This window comes from Streptococcus sinensis (assembly GCF_000767835.1).
Lineage (GTDB): Bacteria > Bacillota > Bacilli > Lactobacillales > Streptococcaceae > Streptococcus > Streptococcus sinensis.
The window spans coordinates 1-16,457 of record NZ_JPEN01000039.1; the positions used below are offsets into that span (position 1 = coordinate 1).

General features: G+C 43.6%; 16 protein-coding genes. All 16 read right to left on the reverse strand.

The genetic code is table 11. The features are described from left to right. Window positions 1-407: 407 nt before the first annotated feature. Complete coding sequence (phoU, locus tag SSIN_RS02555) at window positions 408-1,061, reverse strand: phosphate signaling complex protein PhoU (RefSeq protein ID WP_037615384.1); 654 nt, start codon at window positions 1,059-1,061, stop codon at window positions 408-410. Window positions 1,062-1,111: 50 nt separating this feature from the next. Next, window positions 1,112-1,870, reverse strand: coding sequence for a phosphate ABC transporter ATP-binding protein PstB (gene pstB, locus SSIN_RS02560; protein WP_037615385.1), 759 nt, complete (start codon window positions 1,868-1,870; stop codon window positions 1,112-1,114). A 27-nt stretch (window positions 1,871-1,897) separates the two neighbouring features. Further along, window positions 1,898-2,701 (reverse strand): phosphate ABC transporter ATP-binding protein PstB, encoded by an 804-nt coding sequence (gene pstB, locus SSIN_RS02565; RefSeq protein WP_037615387.1) that lies wholly within the window; start codon window positions 2,699-2,701, stop codon window positions 1,898-1,900. Between the two features lie 11 nt (window positions 2,702-2,712). Further along, window positions 2,713-3,597 (reverse strand): phosphate ABC transporter permease PstA, encoded by an 885-nt coding sequence (pstA, locus tag SSIN_RS02570; RefSeq protein WP_037615389.1) that lies wholly within the window; start codon window positions 3,595-3,597, stop codon window positions 2,713-2,715. Continuing rightward, window positions 3,587-4,504, reverse strand: a complete 918-nt coding sequence (gene pstC, locus SSIN_RS02575; RefSeq protein ID WP_015604880.1) for a phosphate ABC transporter permease subunit PstC — start codon at window positions 4,502-4,504, stop codon at window positions 3,587-3,589. The genes pstA and pstC overlap by 11 nt, the downstream gene beginning before the upstream one ends. Then, on the reverse strand, window positions 4,501-5,385 hold the full coding sequence (locus SSIN_RS02580) for a phosphate ABC transporter substrate-binding protein PstS family protein (protein WP_037615391.1): 885 nt from the start codon (window positions 5,383-5,385) through the stop codon (window positions 4,501-4,503). The genes pstC and SSIN_RS02580 overlap by 4 nt, the downstream gene beginning before the upstream one ends. A 97-nt stretch (window positions 5,386-5,482) precedes the next feature. Beyond that, window positions 5,483-6,796, reverse strand: a complete 1,314-nt coding sequence (locus SSIN_RS02585) for an RsmF rRNA methyltransferase first C-terminal domain-containing protein (RefSeq protein ID WP_037615392.1) — start codon at window positions 6,794-6,796, stop codon at window positions 5,483-5,485. A 1-nt stretch (window position 6,797) separates the two neighbouring features. After that, window positions 6,798-7,568: an inositol monophosphatase family protein gene (locus tag SSIN_RS02590; RefSeq protein WP_037615393.1), complete on the reverse strand. Its 771-nt coding sequence runs from the start codon at window positions 7,566-7,568 to the stop codon at window positions 6,798-6,800. Further along, window positions 7,558-7,836, reverse strand: coding sequence for a UPF0223 family protein (locus tag SSIN_RS10655; protein ID WP_037615394.1), 279 nt, complete (start codon window positions 7,834-7,836; stop codon window positions 7,558-7,560). Before SSIN_RS10655 ends, SSIN_RS02590 begins: the two co-directional genes overlap by 11 nt. A gap of 3 nt (window positions 7,837-7,839) precedes the next feature. Next, window positions 7,840-8,238 (reverse strand): Spx/MgsR family RNA polymerase-binding regulatory protein, encoded by a 399-nt coding sequence (locus tag SSIN_RS10660; protein WP_037615395.1) that lies wholly within the window; start codon window positions 8,236-8,238, stop codon window positions 7,840-7,842. Window positions 8,239-8,349: 111 nt separating this feature from the next. Then, window positions 8,350-9,279 (reverse strand): bifunctional riboflavin kinase/FAD synthetase, encoded by a 930-nt coding sequence (locus SSIN_RS02605; RefSeq protein WP_280513201.1) that lies wholly within the window; start codon window positions 9,277-9,279, stop codon window positions 8,350-8,352. 25 nt (window positions 9,280-9,304) lie between these two features. After that, window positions 9,305-10,183, reverse strand: a complete 879-nt coding sequence (gene truB, locus SSIN_RS02610) for a tRNA pseudouridine(55) synthase TruB (protein WP_037615398.1) — start codon at window positions 10,181-10,183, stop codon at window positions 9,305-9,307. Between the two features lie 3 nt (window positions 10,184-10,186). Beyond that, window positions 10,187-10,993, reverse strand: coding sequence for an alpha/beta fold hydrolase (locus SSIN_RS02615; RefSeq protein ID WP_037615399.1), 807 nt, complete (start codon window positions 10,991-10,993; stop codon window positions 10,187-10,189). Window positions 10,994-11,044: 51 nt separating this feature from the next. Next, entirely contained in the window at window positions 11,045-12,637 is a 1,593-nt protein-coding gene (locus SSIN_RS02620; RefSeq protein ID WP_156956272.1) for a DUF2130 domain-containing protein, read from the reverse strand. 93 nt (window positions 12,638-12,730) lie between these two features. Then, a complete protein-coding gene (locus tag SSIN_RS02625; protein ID WP_037615401.1) occupies window positions 12,731-14,476 on the reverse strand; it encodes an ABC transporter ATP-binding protein in 1,746 nt (581 codons plus the stop codon). Beyond that, a complete protein-coding gene (locus tag SSIN_RS02630) occupies window positions 14,469-16,235 on the reverse strand; it encodes an ABC transporter ATP-binding protein (RefSeq protein WP_037615404.1) in 1,767 nt (588 codons plus the stop codon). Before SSIN_RS02630 ends, SSIN_RS02625 begins: the two co-directional genes overlap by 8 nt. Window positions 16,236-16,457: the final 222 nt, after the last annotated feature.

The window sequence follows — 16,457 nt, forward strand, 5'->3', positions numbered from 1 at the left end:
CTGTAAAAAATAATTGATATTTTAAAAAATTATTCTTGACTTTTTACATAGAATGCCTCCTGAAACTAGAAAGAATAAAATTGTCAGACTGACAACAACCTTTTTCTTCATAACCATACCTCCATTATAGTATCCTATAAAACAACGCTTTCAGTCATCGCTTTCCCACATTGTAGCATAATTTTTTAGTATTGTCCCCTATCGTCTTTTTCTATCGTTTCAGCCAAAGATGGCTTCCTCAATCATCTAGGTAAAATACACTGGTTTATTTTAGGTTTTTAGGCCTTTGAAATCCCAATTCGTCTATTGTCTACCTAAAGGCTAGGCATCTATCCTTTTAAGCTCGTCTTACCGTTTTCTTCATTAAAACACAAAAAGACAAGCTTAGCCTGTCTTTTTACTATCTATTACAATTCAATAATCTTACCTGTTTCGAAGTAAACGACCCACTCGCAGATGTTTTTAGCGTAGTCTCCGATGCGCTCCAGATAAGAGATGACTTGAAAGTAATCGCGACCAGTCACAATCAGTTCGGGATTATGTTTGATTTCTTCAGTTGCTAAATCACGAATATCATCAAAATGTTGGTTGATTTTTTCATCCATAGCTGCGATAGCATAGGCCTGATCCACATTACCATTCAGATAGACATTGAGGGTTTCCTCTACGAAATCCTTGACATCGCGTCCCATTTTCTTAATCTCTTCTTCAACAGACTGGATGCGTACTTCTCCTTTCATCCGAATGGTAGCTTGGGCGATAGACACAGCGTGGTCTCCCATCCGTTCCAAGTCGCTACTGGCCTTCAGTACTGTAATAACTGTCCGCAAATCCTGAGAAACGGGCTGCTGCAAGGCAATAATTTCTAGAGATTTTTTCTCCAACTTCACTTCGTATTCATTGACTTCCGCATCATCTTCAATGACCTGCCGAGCCAAATCACGGTCATGGGTTACAAAAGCTCGAACTGTGCGATTAATCTGCGACAGCACTTCATTTCCCATAGCATAGAATTGATTATGGAGTTTCTGTAAATCTTCTTCAAATTGTACTCTAAGCATAATTTTCCTTTCATAAGCTTTTTCTGATTCCTTTTGATAGAATCAAATTTTTAACCAAATTTACCACTAATATAGTCTTCTGTTTCTTTATTAGCTGGGTTCATAAACATTTCTTTCGTCTCATTAAACTCAATCAAATCACCACCCAAGAAGAAGCCTGTTTTGTCCGAAAGCCGAGAAGCCTGCTGCATGGAACGAGTTACCAAGAGCATAGTATAAGTGTCTTTGAGTCCATACAGAGTTTCCTCAATCTTACCAGCAGAGATTGGATCCAGCGCTGACGTTGGTTCATCTAAGAGGATAATTTTCGGACGAGTAGCCAATACACGCGCTACACAGACCCGCTGCTGCTGACCGCCGGAAAGACCAATAGCCGAATCATGTAAACGGTCTTTCACCTCATCCCAGATAGAAGCCCCTATCAAGGAGCGTTCTACCGCTTCATCTAAGATTTGTTTATCCTTGACACCGTTGATCCGCAGGCCGTAGACAACATTTTCATAAATGGTCATCGGGAAGGGATTGGGTTGCTGGAAAACCATGCCAATCTCCTTACGCAGCTCCACCGTATCTGTCCGAGGACTGTAGATGTTGTGCCCATTATAGATGACCGTTCCTGTCGTTGTTACTTCTGGATTCAAATCACCCATGCGATTGATAGCCTTGAGCAAGGTAGATTTCCCTGAACCTGATGGCCCGATCAAGGCAGTGATTTCATTAGGCATAAAGTCCAAGGAGACACTATTGAGTGCTTTCTTTTTATTATAATAGACCGACAAGTCCTTGACTTGCAAAATAGGTTCTGTCATAAGTTCATTCCTTTATTTTCTTCACCTTTAACCAAAATGACCAGAAACATAGTCATTGGTCGACTGCAGTTTGGCATTTTGGAAAATATTGGCAGTCTTGTCGTACTCAATCAAATCCCCCAGATAAAAGAAGCCGGTGTAGTCACTGGCCCGGGCAGCCTGCTGCATATTGTGAGTCACGATGATGATCGTATAGTCCTTTTTGAGCTCAAACATGGTCTCTTCCAGCTGCATGGTCGCAATCGGATCCAGCGCAGAAGCTGGCTCGTCCATAAGCAAGATATCTGGCTTGACCGAGATAGCTCGGGCAATACAGAGTCGTTGCTGCTGACCGCCTGACAAGGTCAAGGCTGATTTATGAAGATCATCCTTAACTTGATTCCAAAGCGCGGCTTGCTTGAGCGAAGTTTCAACAAGCTCATCCAAGATCTTTTTATCTTTTACACCAGCCCGTTCATGGGCAAAGGTAATGTTGCGATAAATAGACTTGGCAAATGGATTGGGCCGTTGAAAGACCATGCCGATGTGCTTACGCATTTCGTAAACATTAATATCACGACGATTGATGTCAATTCCTTCATACCAAATTTCACCGGTCACATTGGCAATATCAATCGTGTCATTCATACGATTGAGACTGCGGAGATAGGTCGATTTCCCTGATCCAGAAGGACCGATGAGGGCTGTGATTTTATTCTTTTCAAACTGCATATCAATGCCCTTGATGGATTCTTTTTTACCGTAGTAAACATGTAAATCTTTAGTCGAAAGGGCTATCTTTTCTTCAGGAAAAGTAATGATATGTTTTTCATTCCAATTATATTCTGTCATTGCTTCTCCTTTTATGCAGAGGTTAATTTCTTGTGCAAGTAGGAACCGAGTTTGCGGGCTCCAAAGTTGAAAATCAAGATGAAAATCAGGAGCACAGCTGCTGATCCTGCTGACACCACAGTTCCATCAGGAATGGTTCCTTCACTATTGACCTTCCAGATGTGGACGGCCAACGTCTCCGCCTGCCGGAAAATCGAAATCGGACTGGTAATGCTGAAAATATTCCAGTTAGACCAATCCAGAGCTGGCGCAGATTGACCCGCAGTATAGATCAAGGCAGCTGCTTCACCGAAAATTCGACCAGAAGCAAGAACAATTCCTGTCACAATTCCTGGCAAAGCTTCGGGAATGACAACATGTAGGACTGTCTCCCAACGGGAAATTCCCAGAGCCAGCCCTGCTTCACGCTGTGTATGGTGAACGTGGCGTAAGCTATCCTCGACATTCCGAGTCATCTGAGGCAGATTGAAGACAGTCAGAGCCAAAGCACCTGAGATGATAGAAAAGCCATACTCAAACTGCACAACGAAAATCAAATAACCAAAGAGTCCGACAACCACGGACGGCAGCGAGGATAGGATTTCAATACAGGTACGGACAAAATTAGTCACCGGACCTTTTTTAGCATACTCAGCCAGATAGACTCCCGCTCCCATCGAAAGGGGAACAGAGATAATCAGAGTAATCACCAGCAGGAAGAAGGAATTATAAAGCTGAATCCCAATACCACCACCAGCTTGATAGGAAGAAGATTTCCCAGTCAGGAAAGACCAAGAAATATGCGGCAATCCTCTTACCAGAATATAAAGAATCAGAGAGGCAAGGATAGCAACAATGATACCAGCTATCGTGTAGAGGATACCAGTCGCCAATTTATCTAATTTCTTAGCGTGCATAGTTTTTCTTACCTCTTTCTTTTGTAATCAATTTAATGACACTGTTAAAGGCCAGACTCATCAACAGCAAGACCAGAGCCAAGGACCAGAGGACATTGTTGTCAACGGTTCCCATAACAGTATTTCCGATTCCCATGGTCAAAACGGAAGTCAGGGTCGCCGCAGGTGTTGTCAAAGAGGTTGGAATCACCGCAGAGTTACCGACAACCATCTGAATGGCCAAGGCTTCCCCAAAGGCCCGCGCCATTCCAAAGACTACCGCTGTAAAGATACCGGAGCGAGCAGCCTTGAGTGTTACCCGCCAAATAGTCTGCCAACGCGTAGCGCCCATAGCCAGACTTGCTTCACGGTAGTGACGTGGCACAGCACGAAGACTATCTGTCGTCATAAAAGTCACCGTTGGTAAAATCATGACAAAAAGTACGAAAATACCAGACAAAATTCCAAATCCGGTACCTCCAAAAACAGTCCGAACAAACGGAACAACAACCTGCAAGCCGATAAATCCGTACACAACAGACGGAATCCCAACCAAGAGCTCAATCGCAGGCTGAAGAATCTTGGCCCCTTTAGGCGACACTTCAGTCATAAAGACCGCTGCTCCAATAGCAAATGGCGTTGCAATCAATGCTGACAAAATCGTAACAATGAAAGAACCCAAGATCATGGGCAGAGCACCGAATTCCTTACCTGACGGATTCCAAGTGGAGCCAAATAAAAATTCAAACACATTGACTCCGTTGACAAAGAAGGTCGATAAGCCCTTTTGTGCTACGAAGATTAAAATCATGGCTACAATCAGTACGATTAAAGACAGGCAGGCAAAGGTGATATATTTACCAAATTTTTCCAGACGAGAGTTTTTCGAAGGGGATAGTAATTTTTTTGCTAATTCTTCATTTCTCATTTGCTATCTCCTTTTAAGCTCGTAACATTTCCATCAGCATCTTTGCTAACCTGCATTTCCTTGATGGAAATATAGCCCATTCCTGAGACGATTCCATCCTGAACTTCATCTGACAACATGTAGTCCAAAAACTCTGCTGCCAGACCAGTCGGCTTGCCCAATGTATACATATGCTCATAAGACCATAGTGGCCAAGCATTGGTCGCAACATTCTTAGCCGTTGGATCGTAGCCATTGAGCTTCAAAGTCTTGACAGAATCATCCACGTAAGCAAAGGCCAGATAAGAAATAGCTCCAGGAGTTTGGGAAACAATGGACTTAACCATCCCATTTGAGTCCTGCTCCTGACTTTGAACGGCGGATTTACCGTCCATGATGACACTGTCAAACGTAGCCCGAGAACCAGAACTTGCCGCACGGTTGATGATGGAAATCTCTAGATTTTTCCCGCCCAGCTGCTTCCAGTTTGTAACCTCACCGGTAAAAATCTTCTGCAGCTGCTCCGCCGTTAAATTATCGACAGACACTTCTTTATTGACAATCACCGCAATCCCAGCGACCGCCACCTTATGGTCAACAAGGGCTGAGGCGTCAATTCCTTCTTTTTCCTCAGCAAACACATCTGAGTTACCAATTTCAACCGCACCAGACTGAACCTGAGACAAGCCAGTACCTGATCCGCCACCCTGAACATTGACTGTTTTTCCAATGTTGGCTGAACCAAACTCATCCGCTGCTGCTTCGACAAGCGGCTGAAGAGCCGTTGAACCAACGGCAGTCATGGATTCCCCTCGGTCAATCCATCTGGAGCAGGCTGATAGGCTGACTGCAAATAGGACTAGAAGCACTGACAAAATCAGCTTATATTTTTTCTTCACCATTTTTTTCCTCGAAATCTTGAGAATGATAGTGGAATGTCTATTTGAAAGAAACTGAAAATCCCACTATATCCACTATAACATAGAAAGAGGGCTTTGCCTAGTCTTTTGAACGAAAGCGAAGCCCTTTAGGGAAATAATTTTTCAAGGTATTTCCAGTAATTTTTGCAAAACCCAAACCGTTTCCTTGGGCAAGCACTTGATACCAGCCATTTGGATAGTTTTGAGAGAGTTGAACCGTCTCGCCCGCTACATATTTACCAAAAGCCTCGTCATCAATCTCAAGGACAGAGACGACTTCACTGGGCCTCAAGGCTAAACCTAAGGCAAAGCTCGGTTCAAAGCGATTTTTCTTAAATTCTCCTAGATGCAGGCCATTGCGAGCAATTTTCAGCTTAGACATGTCTGGCAGTCCAGCCGGCAGCAGATACAGATTGTTGCCAAAGATATCTAAATGTCCTTCTAGCTCAATTTTTAGATGCTTTTTCTGGAAATCTTGCCAGAGTTTTCTTTGCTCAGCTGTCAATTTATTTCTAACTGCTTTAATTTTTTTAGCAGATTGACTTCCTGTAAAGCAAAATTTCGCTACAAACTGCCCTTCTCCTTTGAAATGGTGGGGATACATACGAGCTGTTTCTGGAAAATCAGTCCCCGCAACCATACCATTGATTTTGGGTATTTCAAGCAATTCCAAAGGAAAATTCTCTAAAAGCCAAGCGACAATTTCTTCATTTTCTTCTGGTGCCCAAGTGCAGGTCGAATAGACCAGCTGCCCGCCTGTCGCCAACATCTTGATAGCGTCCGCTAAAATTTCTCGCTGCAGACGCGCACACTGAGCCGGATATTCCGGACTCCAATACTGGGTGGCATCCGGCTGCTTGCGAAACATCCCTTCGCCAGAGCAAGGAGCATCTAGGACAATGAGGTCAAAATATCCCTGATAAACCTTAGCCAATCTATCCGCAGATTCATTGGTGACAAGGACATTTCGCGCTCCAAAACGCTCAATGTTCTCCACCAAAATTTTACTACGTTTGGCATTGATTTCGTTAGAAACCAGCAAACCTGTATTTTCCAGATAAGAGAGTAAATGGGTAGATTTTCCGCCTGGTGCAGCCGCTAAGTCCAAAACTTTCATGCCCTTTTGCGGTGCTGCAACCTGGGCAACCATCTGGGCAGCCGGTTCCTGAGAATAGACTAGACCTGTGACGTGTTCTACTGACTTACCTGATATTTTTCCATAATAGCCCCAGTCTGTATTTGGGATAGCATTCACAAAATCTTTCTGAGTTTCTTTTAAAGGATTGCTTCGAAAGGCTGAAATCGGCTCTTGATCAAAAGTCGCAAAAAAAGCCTCTGCTTCCTGACCCAAGAGCTTCTCATACTTTTCCTTAAAACCTACTGGAAAGTCCATACTAGCCTTTTCCCTTTCGTAAATACTCTTGTAGTTCACCCAATTTACACTTTGGAGCAATCATGATGGGCTCCTTGGTCTGGAAATTCGGCTGGCCGCCATCTAAAGTCTGAATGACAAACCCCAATTTGTCAGCCATCACGTAGGCCGCTGCATAGTCCCAAGGCCAATTATAAGAGAAATAGGCCGCCAAACCACCAGAAAGGGTCTTGCCAAAACTAATCCCAGCACTGCCATACACACGCACGCCTAAGCAAGCACGAGACAAGTCAGCCAGCCCCCAGTGATTATGCTCCAGCATACTGGCATTTGAAGCGATGAGATATGCTTGCAAGGGTTTATTGATAAAAGCAGACAACTTTCTGTCATTGCAGTAAACATCAAAAGCCCCGCCTCCATGAAAAAGCTGGTCCCGCGTCACATCATAAATCAATCCGAACTGGCCCTGCCCATTTTCAAAATAAGCCAACATAATAGCAAAATCAGCTTGCTGGGTAATGAAATTATTGGTCCCATCAATGGGGTCAATCACCCAGACATTGCCATCCGCGATGTCGTGTCGCAGGTCATTTTCCTCTGCCAAAATCGCATCATCAGGATAACGAGCCAATATTTTCTCAACCAAATCATCCTGAATTTTTTGGTCCATTTGGGTCACCAAGTCAGTCGGACTGCTCTTTTGCACAACATCTAAGTCATCATGCAGATGCTCCTTTAAAAAAACACCTGCCTGACAAACTATTTCTTTCGCAAAACGAAATTTATTTTCCAAGAGAAATCATTCCTTTCCCTTTTCTTTTAGCTTCCTGAACAGCACGATAAAGCGAATAGCCACTGACAGTCTCAAATTCACGGCCTAATCGCTTCTCCTCTCCTTTGCTGGGAACAATTTTCTTAAAGACTGCATAAGACTGGAGCAGTTGTTCCGCTTGAATCTTCTGTTCGTAGGCTTGCTCTACATCATTAAAAAAAGAAAGCACTGAAGCAAGCTCTTCAGTGCTCCACGATAAGTCTAGTGGGTAACTATAATTTTTGTCCATATTTTAAATATCAGCACGCATAGTTGCGGCTCTTAACTCTTCCTTCCGATAACCCCGAGGTAAGAAAGCACGTATTTCATCTTCATTGAAACCGATTTGCATTCGTTTGCCATCAAGGATAATTGGACGACGCAAAAGACTAGGGTTTTCCTCAATCAACTTAATCAGCGTTAAAATCGATAAATCCTCTACATCTAAGTCCAGTTTTTGAAAAATTTTTGAACGAGTTGAAATGATGTCATCTGTTCCGTTTTCTGTCAATGAAAGAATATGCTGCAATTCTGAGGCAGACAGAGGGCTTGTCATGATATTATGCTCCGTAAATGGAACTTCATGATTAATCAACCAAGCACGCGCCTTGCGGCAAGAAGTACAACTCGGCGATAAAAATAGTGTAATCATGCTTTTCTCTTCTTATTTTATATAATAACTAACTCTATTATACTAAATTTAATTTGGCTTGACTATATTTTTTTGAAAATTACTGCCGAATGTCATGAAATTATAAATTTTTCAACTATTTCGATAAGCAGTCCAACTTTTAGCGACCTGCTCATCACTCTGCAGCTGAGCAACGAGAGTCTCGATACTATCAAATTTGACCATCTCCCGAATCTTATCCAACCAAATAATTCGAATGGTATCGCCATAAATTTCCTCAGAAAAGCCAAAAATATTGACTTCAAAACGGAGCTCATCACCTTCAAAGGTCACATTCTTTCCGACACTGGCCATGCCTCGATAAAGCTTGCCATTGTGCTCAACTTCCACAATATAAACACCATCTGCTGGTAGGATCACTCGGTCCAGCGGCGCCAAATTAGCCGTAGGATAGCCAATCGTACGGCCTCTGGCATTGCCATGGACCACGATTCCGCGAGTAGACAAAGGATAACCCAGCAACTGATGTGCCTTGGAGACATCACCACTCTGCACAGCTTGACGGATACGAGTAGAGGAAATTTTTTCATTCTCCTGATTGACTGATGAAATGATAAACACCTGACCATCAAAATAATCTGCTAGCTCATCTGCCTTTCGCTTGTCAGAACCGAAGTGATAGTCAAATCCCGCTACAACTGCCTTTGCTTTGAGCGCAGAGACATACTTATCAAAAAATTCTTGGGCTGTGTTCTTAGAAAAATGGCTGGTAAAATCAATCAGATAAAGATAGTCCACACCTAAATTCTCTAGGTGAGCAGCGCGTTCTTCGGGATGATTCAAATGCAACATCAACTCTGGCTGATAGCGGACGAAAGCCAGCTTAGGTGACTCTGGAAAAGTCAGCACCGCAATTTTCAGCCCTTGCTCAGCCGCAATTCTTTGAGCTTGCTTAAAAAGTGTCTGATGGCCCTTGTGCAAGCCGTCAAAATAACCTAGAACTAGGACAGTATCTTCTTTCTGGATAATATCTTTTTCATTTTTAATTTTAATCGTTTTCATCATTTTTCTATTTTATCACAAAATATCAGAGAAAGACCTTTTTAGGCTTATAAGACTGGTCTCTTTTTTCTAATATTGCGACTAGCTTACCCTCATGAAAGGCAGCTAATTCCAGTCCAGCATCTTCTAGGGTAATAAATCGACCATAGCGCACTTCTTCCAATTGGTCTGCTGTCAGTTCTAGCTTAGGTAGGTCACCGGTCCCCAGCTCCAAGGGATGGAGGAAGGAGAAATCCTCCACTGCTACTCGCTCTGCTATTTCATCCAAGGTCAAGGCATCATCTAAACTCATACCCGCTGAGTAAGTCCGTGTCAGCTGGGACATATGACTGGCCAAGCCAAGCTTGGCTCCCAAATCAACAGACAGAGTCCGAACATAAGTCCCCTTGCTGCACTTCACTCGAAACCGAAAGCAGGCTTGTTCATCTACGTAGGAAATCGGACTGGTGCGTTCAAAGCTAAAAATAGTCACCTGACGCTCTGGCCGCTCCACTTCTTGACCCGCTCTTGCATATTCATAAAGCTTGCGGCCATTTACCTTGACTGCAGAGTACATGGGCGGAATCTGGCGAATCTCACCGGTCATGGACTCCATCGCTTCATCGATAAGGGCTTCTTCTAAAAGTTCCGTCACTGGCGTCCGCTCTAGGATGTCTCCACTGGCATCCTCTGTTGTCGTTGAGCAGCCCAGAGTAATTTCACCTTCGTAAACTTTGCCCTCCTCCTGCATGAACTCGACCAAACGTGTCGCCTTGCCTACAGCAATCGGAAGTACTCCGACCACATCTGGATCCAAGGTGCCTCCGTGACCGATTTTCTTGGTTTTCAAAATCTTGCGCAGCTTAAATACCGCATCATGCGAGGTCATGCCCGCTTCTTTTCTTAAGTTGATAATTCCGTTCATTGATTAACTTTCTAAAAATACTAAAACTCTCTTTTGGAAATCCTTATGCTGTTCATAGAGTGCGTGGCCACAGTCTGGCAAAATAGTGAGCTGGCTATCTTTGATATGTTGATGTAATTCGAGCGAAGCTTCTGCACCTAGAACATCATCTTCTTCTGCTCCAATGATTAGCGTAGGACAATTGATCTTTTCCAGAACTGCTAAACTATCATGTCTTAAGCAAGATATTGCCTGAATAGCAATCCGCTGTTTATCTTTAATGCAACCAAAGATTCCCATTATTCGATAAAGGTATTTAAACTTTCCAAAGGATTTAGCCGTATAAGAGTGACTTGCAATATCCAACATCAGTTCCTTATAGGATCCAGTCTGACTCAACTCAAGCCAGCGAGTAATCCGCTCCCTACCAAGATTATTCAGTTTCGCAGTTGTAACTGTCAAAATCAATTTTTCAACTCTTTCTGGGAAATCTGCTGCCAACCACTGAGCAATCATACCGCCTTGGGAAATTCCTAGAACAGCTTCCGCTTTCAGCCCTAAGACCTCCATAGCTTCAGCTATATCAGTCGCCATATCTCGTGTTGTGTAATTTTCTGGCAATTCATTGACTCGGCTAAAAACATACACTTGGTAAGCTGTTGCGAATTCCCTATAAGATAGGGCAAGCATTTGCGCCATTCCCTTAACAGTCGCCAAACCATCCCCTAGACCTGGGATGATGAGCAGAGGTTTCTTACCTTTTCCAAAGGTCACATAGTCCATGCTCTTATCGTTAAAATGCAGGACATAATTTTTTGCACGATAGACCATATTCAGAATCCTCCCGAAATCTTACTTACAAGAATAGTTCAAGGCCTGTTATTACTTTTTCAAAGCCTCAAACTTAGCTTTCATAGTAGGATTTTTGCGTGTCAGTTTTTTGACAGAGACATCGTCCAGTTTATTGTTAGCTAAGCGCAGCTGGTTCTCGGAAGTCGTCAGGAATTTCTTGATCTCTTCCATCCGGCGGATTGCCTTATCAATCTCCTCGATGGCCTTGCCAAAGTTGGTCGAAGCAGACTGATAGTTCTTGGCGAAAGCTACTTTAAAGGCATCCAAATCTTCCTCAAAATGCGTAATATCAATATTCTGCTCCCGTACCAAGGCCAGCTCCTGCTTGTACTGGAGTGAGTTAAGCGCAGCATTGCGTAAGAGGGTAATCATGGGCAGGAAGAACTGAGGCCGGATAACATACATTTTTTCATAGGCATAGGACACATCGACAATACCCGAATTGTAGAGCTCACTATCAGCCTCCAGAAGAGTCACCAGAATAGCATACTCGCAGCCTTTCTCCCGCCGATCCTTATCTAGCTCTTTGAAGAAATGCTCGTTTTTCTTCTTGGTCGCCGTCTCATCGCCTTCATTTTTCATCTCAAACATGATGGAGAGGATTTCTACACCATTTTCATCCACCTCTCGATAAATGTAGTCACCCTTGCTGCCAGTTCTGGCATCATTGTCCTTGCCGAACTCCGCTCGTGGAAACATAGCCATACGATTCTTGTTAAACTCGTACTCGCAGTGCTGTTCCAGACTTTCACCAATCATCTTAGTAGATTGCTTGGCTTTGAAATCCTTGTAAAACTCAATGGTTTCATTTTTCTGACGCAGTTCTACCTCATAGCGTTCTTTGAGAGAGGTCTGAGCCAGCGCCGCTTCCTTTTCTTGCAAAACTAGCTGATTCTTCACCTCATCCCGCTCTTTTTCCAGCTCAGACAAGGTCTTTTGAAGTTGATTTTCATGCTCCAATTGCAGAGTTTTCAGCTGATTTTCCAGTTGCTGGACTTCCTTGTCTTTCTCCTGTAATTGAAGACTAGCTGCCTGCTCCGCCTCTTTCTTTGCTAATTCCTGCTGGATCTCAAACTGCGCAATTTGACTTTGAAGTTCTATGATAACTTGATTTTGGTCTGCTATACGCTTATCATAGTTTTTTTCAACTTCTTGCTTTACTAACTCTCTCTCTGTCTCAAAATGACTAATCTTATGATGTAAATCAGCAATTTCCTGCTCCTTCTCTGCTAGTATGAGCTGTTGCTGATTTTGAGCCTCTTTTTTCGCAAGCTCCTGCTGACTATCAAATTGAGAAATTTGATTACGAAGCTCCGTGATAGTCTGATCCTTGTCAACTATAGATTTGTCATACTCTTTCTCAACTTCCTTTTTGACCAACTCTTTTTCAGTTTCAAATTGCTCGATTTGGTGCTTTAGTCGACTGATTTCTTGATCTTTTTGAGCGCTGAGAGTCTGCTGTGCATTCTGCGATTTTTGCTCTGCTAAAGCCAGCTCCTGCTCAATCCGAGCATGAATTTCCTTGTCAAACTCCGCCGTCCGAACCTGCGACAAAAGCTCACTGTATTGGCTCTCATTGACTGTAAAAACCTCCCCGCAGTTAGGGCATTTGATTTCGTTCATGGCTACCTCATTCAAGATTTTTCTCTACTTCATTATACCATTCTTCCCTTTAAATGAAAAACAGCAAGCCAAAGGGGCTCGCTGTATCAACTGTTAATCAGCTATCTCAATCCGCCAGCTAGCAGCTGTTTTTCTTTCTTGGATAAACTTGCTATAGAGGCCTTTTTTGGCTAGTAAGTCTCGGTGTTTGCCTTGCTCGACAATGCGGCCTTGATCCAGCACCAAAATCTGGTCTGCATGCTCAACTGTCTTGAGTCGGTGGGCAATCATGATAATAGTCTTATCGCGAGTCAGAGCCTGAATAGCCTGAATGAGGGCTTCTTCGTTCTCTGGGTCGACATTGGCTGTTGCTTCATCCAGAATGATAATAGGCGCATTCTTGATAATAGCCCGAGCGATGGAAATGCGCTGACGCTCACCTCCAGAAAGACTGGCACCTCCTTCACCAATCTTGGTGTCATAGCCATCAGGCAGCGAGAGGATAAAGTCATGACAGGCCGCTTTCTTGGCAGCTTCCATCACTTCTTCCAGACTAGCTTCTGGCTTGCCAAAACGGATGTTATTGGCAATGGTATCCTCAAAGAGATAGACGCTTTGGAAGACAAAGCTGAAATTGCGAATCAGGCTGTCATAGCTGTAAGCCCTGACATCATGTCCGTCCAAACTGATACTTCCTTGGTCCACATCCCAGAAGCGGGCGATGAGGTTGCAGAGCGTTGTTTTGCCAGAGCCAGAAGGTCCGACCAGGGCAGTTGTTGTTTTTTCTGGAATGGTGAGGGAAACCTGGTCAATGATTTTCTTATTTCCATAAGAGAAGCTAACATCTCTCAGCTCAATCTGGCTGCTCTTAGGCTCAATGTCCTGACCGCTGATGTCCATCGGCTGGATAGCCAAAACTTGATTGACCATATCAACCGACAAATCAACAATGCGTAAGAGCGCTGAAAAACTGCCTACACCATCCAGATTTTCATAGACCATAAAACCACTGATAATCATCATGATAGCCACTAGTAACTCCATGCTGCCATTCAGATAAAAGTAGATTGAGAAGAGTCCCATAAAGAGTCCAGTCAGCTTGGTAATCATACCTTGGAGGGCAATATATGGCGAAGTGACTAGGGCCAGCTTGGTATCCAGTCGGCTCTTTGCATCAATCGTCTGCGATAGCTTCTTGCTAGATCGGCTAGCTAGATTGTAGTTCTTGACTTCAGCAATACCTTGGCTGTACTCGAGAACCACTTCGACCAGATTCATATCTGCCCTGTGCTTGATATCCGATACCTTACCCGCCTGCCAGCGCATGAGGCTATTGGGCAAGAGAAAAAGATTCAGCCCCACCAGCAGAACCAAACCAATCCGCCAGTCAAAAATAAAGACTAGAATCGTAATCAAAGCACACGAGAGAAAACCCTGAACTGTCATCATGACTACCCGCGTCGCTACGTCGGATAAGGCTTCCAGTGTATTGGTTGTGACACTGGTGATTTTTCCTAAACTGGTTTGGTTGAAATAGCCCATTGGCAGATAGCGCATGTGCTGGGCAATCTCAATCCGTTTCTGAGCACAGGTATTATAGCCAGCTTCCGTCTGCAGCATAGTAATTTTCAGTGTAATCCAGATATTAAGCAGAACAGAAATAGCCATAATAACCAAGGACATCCAAAAAGTTTGTATGGAAAGATTTTTCTCAATCAACCCCATGATTACTAGACCAATGGCTGGAATACGCAGGGCGATAATCAAGGATTTGATTACCCCCAGATAAATGGATAGATAAAATTTTCTGCAATCTTCTGGCTGGCAAAATTCAAAGAATTTTTTCAGTATACTAAGCATGAGCCACCCCTCCTTCCAGCTGGTCTCCATCCTTAACCGCTATATGAGCCTGCCACATGGAAGCATAAATCGGACAGGTCTCTAACAGTTCCTCATGACGCCCTTGAGCCTCAAGTCGACCGGCATTAAGGACTAGAATTTGTTCTGCCGTCTTAATGGTTGACAGACGATGGGCAATAACAATCAGCGTTCGACCCTCAATCAGCTTAGCCAGGCTAGACTGGATACGAGCTTCATTTTCCGGATCAGTATAGGCTGTCGCCTCATCTAAGATAATGATCGGTGCATCCTTAAGCATGGCACGGGCAATAGCAATCCGCTGACGCTCACCACCAGACAAATGACTGCCACCAACACCAACGCGAGTCTGGAAACCTTCTTCCAGCTGCAGGATAAAGTCATAACAGCCACACTTTCGAGTAATTTCCATAACTTCTTCATCCGAGGCTGCAGGATTTCCCATGCGGATATTATCCATAATACTTTCATCAAAAAGGTAATTGTCCTGAGTAACATAGGCAATCTGCTGACTGTAATAATCCAGCGGTAACTGGCGGATGTCGACTCCGCCGTAAGTAATCTGACCAGAGGAAACATCCCAGAAGGAAGCCAAGAGTTTGGCAATGGTGGATTTACCTGATCCCGACGGACCGACCAATGCATTGATACTGCCTTCTTTGATAACAAAGGAAATCCCATGCAAGACCTCTTCTTCTGCAGAGTAGCCAAAAGAAACATCTTTCATAACCAAATCACACCCCTGAGGTTTTTCTACCAGAGCAATCGGCCTTTCCAGATTTTCCTTTTCCAAAATAGCAATGACTTCCCCAAAGATAGATCCCACCTTGCGCAATTCGTCCATATAGCTGGCCACCAAAATCAAAGGTGTCAGCAGGCTGAGCGATAAGATAATCATAAGGATGAAATTGCCTGCACTGACGCTTCCTCGCAGATAAAAATAAGTTCCAGCCGGTAGCAAAAAGAGTAAGCCAGAAGGTAGAAAAGCTGTCACAATAGCCATTTCCAGATTGAATTTGCGCATCCATTCGATAAAACAGTCCGCTCCTTCTTTGGCGGCTTTGACAAATTTATCGTAGGAGAATTTCTCCTTGCCAAAAATCTTGATGACCTCAATCCCATTGATATATTCAACAGCCGTATCGTTGAGTTTCTTGGTCTTAACAATGGTATTCTGATAATCAGCTTCGCTGTTAGCCGCCATCCGAATATAGGCCAGAACAGCGATAGGTAGAGTTAAAAGCGAAAACAGAGCCAGCCGCCAGTCAATGACAAACATGGCCACCAAAATCAACAAAGGGCCAAAAAGACCAGATGTAAACTCAGGAATCAGATGGGCCAAGGTAGTCTCGGTCGCATCCACCCGCTCCACAATAATGTTCTTGTAGCTGCCAGAAGACTGATCTAAGACCGTTCCTAGAGGCAAGAGTCGCAATTTCTCGGTCAGACGGTAGCGCATCTCCGCCAGAATCTTAAAGGTTGCTGTATGGGAAAGCAGGGTAGAAATGCCATGAAAACCCCAATAAGCTATCCAGAAAATACCAACCCAAATAGACTGGACCAGATAGAAATCCCAATCCCGGTTGCCAGCCAAGAGCTGATTAATCATATTTCCCACCAAAAAGTAGGGTAGAAAACCAGCTAGCACAGAAGCAAAGGCAAAAGTCAAACTGAGGATAAAATAGAGTTTGTGATGGGAAACAAATTCCCAAATCCAAGCAAAGACAGATCTTTTCTTCATATCAAATCCTTCTTTCATCAATAAACAGGGAGTTTTATGAACCACCAGTTTCTTTTTATTATAAATTCTGACAATTCTAATGTCAAGAGAATTAAAGAGACAGAGAAATATTTTTATCAATCCTTATGCTTAATGCTTTTTCCACTTCTAAAATATTACAAAAGAGTCTGGGACAGACAGCCATGACGACATAGCCGTCACCCACAGAAACACGAAAATAAA